Source organism: Chamaesiphon sp. VAR_69_metabat_338, from assembly GCF_031423935.1.
Taxonomy (GTDB): domain Bacteria; phylum Cyanobacteriota; class Cyanobacteriia; order Cyanobacteriales; family Chamaesiphonaceae; genus Chamaesiphon.
In genome coordinates this window covers 1-2,220 of sequence record NZ_JANPGM010000098.1, presented here as the reverse complement: position 1 = coordinate 2,220, position 2,220 = coordinate 1, and the positions used below count along the sequence as shown (strand labels likewise).

Genomic DNA, 2,220 nt, shown 5'->3' with positions numbered 1-2,220 from the left:
AGCGAAAACTAGTTTTCGCTCCCGAATTTTATTCTACTTAAATGGAATTCAAATACTCAACCTATACCTTAATTCAGATGGATGCGATCGGCTAAAGGTTCCATCGATCGACTATTCGTTATTATTTATTAACAAGCTCGTCCGCGCGATCGCAAAGGCTGATGTAGGTAGATGACAAAATCAGTGACAACTTTAGTCGTAAGTTATCCAAGCATCTCCAGTGATAGTTTGGCTTGGATTCAGGATATCCGGCAGGAACACGATGAGTTGAACTTTAGGGCGATCGATCCACACTTTACGTTGGTTTTTCCAATTGCCGATCTCGATCGAGAGCAGCTAGTCAGCCATGTCAAACAAGCGATCTCCGGCACGAACTCGTTTGAATTTGTAATTAGATGTGCTGTTTTAGGTAATGATGCTTTTAGTGAATATACTCATGTGTTTTTAGTGCCCGAAGAAGGATACAGCAATATTGTCAAGCTTCACGATCGATTGTATACCGGAGTTATTGCCAATGAACTGCGGCTAGATCTGCCATTTATCCCACATATTGGGATTGCTAATTCTCTCGATGCGCGCAGTTGTAAAGAATTAGTCGATCGATTGAACGATCGGCCATTTGAGATTTGCGGGAGAGTCGATTGTTTAGATATTATTTGGAGTCAAGCAGATCGAGTTGGCACGATTACTTCCGTTAACTTAACCTAAGTTGCTACCTATAACCTCAGCGGTTTCAATCGTAGGCGTTTCTGGGTAGCAACTTCAGTTAACTTAGTTGTTTGAAAAGAATCGCTCCTGTTGTCTCAACATCGCGATCGCGACCCCAGCTTCGATGATAAAATCTGAGCCTAGACTACTCGACCCGACTAATGCTTATGAATACTCCTGTCTATCCCGTCCGCTGGCAAAACGATCGCGTACTACTAATCGACCAAAATCGACTGCCGAATGAGTATACATATGTCGAGATCGATTTGGTTGAAGATATGGCTCGCGCCATCTCCACGATGATCGTCAGAGGTGCGCCAGCGATCGGGGTAGCGGCAGCATATGGGATGTATTTGGGTGCGAAAGATCTAAAGACAACAGATCGAGATGAATTTTTGGGGCAGCTTACAGAGATTGGGAAAACGCTCAGAGCGACGCGTCCGACGGCGGTGAATTTATTTTGGGCGATCGATCGGATGGAGGCGACAGCGCGCAATTGTGCGGGCAGTGTGGCCGAAATTATCCCGCAATTATTGTTAGCCGCGCAACAGATTAATGCCGACGATATCGCCACTTGTCAGGCGATCGGCGCACATGGCTTGAAGGTTTTACCCAGCAATCCCGAAAAGTTGTGTTTGCTGACCCATTGCAATGCTGGTGCCCTGGCAACGGCTGGTTATGGCACCGCGCTTGGGGTAGTACGTTCGGCGCATGCACAGGGGCGGCTGGCGCGGTTGTATGCCGATGAGACGCGTCCGCGTTTGCAAGGAGCCAAGCTGACGAGTTGGGAGTGCGTCCAAGAAGGAATTCCGGTGACTGTCATCGCCGATAGTATGGCGGCGCACTGTATGAAACAGGGTTTAATCGATGCGGTGTTAGTCGGAGCCGATCGCATTGCGGCCAATGGCGATACAGCCAATAAAATTGGGACTTATAGTTTGGCGTTGGTTGCTAAAGCGCACAATGTCCCCTTCTTTGTCGCAGCACCCCGATCGACGATCGATTTTAGTCTCCATGATGGTAGCGGAATCCCGATCGAGGAACGCCATCCCTCGGAGCTATATCAAATTGGGGAAACGATCGTTTGTCCGCCAGGAGTGGAATTTTACAATCCCGCTTTTGATGTCACGCCAGCGCATTTAATTCAAGCAATTATTACTGAATTTGGAGCGTTTGCACCAGCAGAGATCGTGAAGATCCAAACTATGTAATAGGAGCAGCGATCCAATGAGATGTCGGCAAGGAAGTAGATCGATCGTGGGGATGTTGGGTTTCGTTCCTCTGCTTGGTGCGCTGTCTTGTCTCTCTTCCATGGTCGGGGAAACCGACCGGAGAGAGCCGCTTCCATGGTCGGGACACCCGACCGGAGCGCATCCGCAACCCAACCTACAGATCTACTACTATGACATGACCAATGGATAATGACACATTGCCCAACAAGGACTTGCAGCTCGACAGATCTGTAGGTTGGGTTGAGTAAGGCGAAACCCAACACACTCACAGATCGACTGT

2 protein-coding genes are annotated in these 2,220 nt (G+C 48.3%); both read left to right on the top strand.

Going from position 1 to position 2,220, the window contains the following annotated elements; genetic code table 11:
• Positions 1-183: 183 nt before the first annotated feature.
• The gene (locus tag RMO84_RS02905) at positions 184-708 is read left to right on the top strand and encodes a 2'-5' RNA ligase family protein (RefSeq protein WP_310486949.1); all 525 of its coding nucleotides are present in this window, start codon (positions 184-186) and stop codon (positions 706-708) included.
• Positions 709-869: 161 nt separating this feature from the next.
• Positions 870-1,919, top strand: coding sequence for an S-methyl-5-thioribose-1-phosphate isomerase (gene mtnA, locus RMO84_RS02900; protein ID WP_396135753.1), 1,050 nt, complete (start codon positions 870-872; stop codon positions 1,917-1,919).
• The last annotated feature ends 301 nt before the right edge of the window (positions 1,920-2,220 follow it).

What these genes read in the sequence shown, in the direction of transcription:
- mtnA (WP_396135753.1), top strand. Translation starts at nt 870, where the DNA reads ATGCTTATGAATACTCCTGTCTATCCCGTCCGCTGGCAAAACGATCGC.